This is a genomic window from Photobacterium profundum (assembly GCF_003026285.1).
In the GTDB taxonomy this organism is placed as follows: Bacteria; Pseudomonadota; Gammaproteobacteria; order Enterobacterales; family Vibrionaceae; genus Photobacterium; species Photobacterium profundum.
In genome coordinates this window covers 1-1,981 of sequence record NZ_PYOD01000038.1, presented here as the reverse complement: position 1 = coordinate 1,981, position 1,981 = coordinate 1, and the positions used below count along the sequence as shown (strand labels likewise).

Genomic DNA, 1,981 nt, shown 5'->3' with positions numbered 1-1,981 from the left:
GCAGCGGCACAAACGGCAATGATTATGCGTATTCCCATTGTCCATTTACACGGTGGCGAGATCACCGAGGGTGCGTATGACGATGCGATCCGTCATGCCATCACCAAATTAAGTTATTTGCACGGCACATCAACGGAAGCGTACCGCCAACGTGTAATTCAATTGGGTGAAGCGCCTGAACGCGTCACCAATGTCGGTGCGATCGGGCTGGATCATTTAAAGCGTGCGACGTTCATGAGTGTTGATGAGTTATCTGAGTCGCTCAATTTTAAGCTGACAAAACCGTATTTTGTTGTCACTTATCATCCCGTTACATTGGGAGATGAAGCACCTGAAACCACGTTTCAAATGTTGCTCGATACGTTGGATGCATACCCCGATCATCAAGTGATCCTTACTTATCCTAATGCCGATGATGGCGGCCGTCGTATTATTCCTATGCTGGAAGAGTATGCACGTCAGCATCCTCGACGTGTCCTCGCTATTCCTTCTTTAGGGCAAGTGCGTTATTTAAGCTCAATAGCGCATGCGACAGCGGTGATTGGTAATTCTTCTAGCGGCATTATTGAAGTTCCTTCTTTTGATGTGCCAACGGTCAATATTGGAACCAGACAAAAAGGGCGCTTAGCGGCTAAAAGTGTCTTAAATACACAGCCCACTCAAACCTCCATGGCTGATGCAATAAAGGTGGCGGTTACTCGCAATTATAAACAGCGGGATGAGCAGATTCATAATCCTTATGGGCAGGGTGATAGCAGTGCTAAAGTGATTGAGATGATAAAGTCACTGAACTTTGAACCCAGTAAAGCGTTTTACGATTTAACTTTTGACGATGTACAGTGAGACTATCATGACCTTAATTATTGCTGAAGCCGGTGTTAATCATAATGGCGATGAAAAATTGGCGTTTGAACTCGTCAATGCCGCCCATCAAGCGGGTGCTGATATCGTCAAATTTCAAACCTTTAAAGCAAAGAATTTAGTGACTGAGGATGCAGAGCAGGCAGAATATCAAGTCACGAACACGCAAAAACAAGAATCACAATTGGCCATGCTGAGCCGTTTAGAGCTCTCTTTTGAGGTACACCACCAATTGATAAAACATTGTGAATCGTTGGGCATTGAGTTTTTATCTACCGCCTTTGATTCCGACAGTTTGAATTTTTTGGTTAACAATTTGGGGTTGACACGGCTTAAAATTCCATCGGGCGAAATCACTAATGCCCCGTTGGTATTAGAGCATGCGCGAACCGATTGTGATTTGATTGTTTCGACTGGGATGGCCACCTTGTCTGAAATTGAAGCGGTATTAGGTGTGATTGCATTTGGTTACATCGCAGACAAAACAGCCGAGCCAAGTGAACTCGCCTTTCAGCAAGCGTATGCCTCAGAGCAAGGGCAACAAGCCCTTAAGCAGAAAGTAACCGTACTGCACTGCACGACTGAATACCCCGCGCCGATGGCTGAAATTAACCTCAAGGCGATGGATACCTTGGGTCGTGCCTTTGAACTTCCAGCGGGGTATTCGGATCACAGTGAAGGCATTACTATCCCGATAGCTGCTGTCGCGCGTGGTGCGGTACTGATTGAAAAGCACTTCACTCTCGATAAAAACATGGAGGGGCCCGATCATAAAGCGTCACTAGAGCCTTCTGAGCTTGCCGCCATGGTAGCAGCGATTCGTCAAGTGGAGGTTGCGCTTGGCGTGGGAGTGAAGAGCCCAACGGTGTCGGAAGTGAAAAATAAAGCCGTGGCACGTAAAAGTTTAGTGGCCGCTAAAGCGATTAAGGCAGGCGAAGCACTCAGTGAAGACAATATAACCATTAAACGCCCAGGCTCTGGAATGTCGCCATACAACTACTGGGACTTATTAAATAAGCGTGCTTCGATTGATTATGATGCTGGAGATTTGATTGTTGAGTAGTTCGCTTATCAAGCCTCTTTTGATTATTGGTGGGGGGGGGCATGCCAGTGTCTTGGT

The 1,981-nt window shown here is 46.4% G+C and carries 2 protein-coding genes; both read left to right on the top strand.

Going from position 1 to position 1,981, the window contains the following annotated elements:
- A partial coding sequence (gene neuC, locus C9J48_RS27570) for a UDP-N-acetylglucosamine 2-epimerase (protein WP_107281305.1) occupies window positions 1-843 on the top strand: 843 nt, incomplete at its 5' end.
- Window positions 844-850: 7 nt separating this feature from the next.
- A complete protein-coding gene (neuB, locus tag C9J48_RS27565) occupies window positions 851-1,924 on the top strand; it encodes an N-acetylneuraminate synthase (protein ID WP_006232871.1) in 1,074 nt (357 codons plus the stop codon).
- Window positions 1,925-1,981 lie beyond the last annotated feature (57 nt).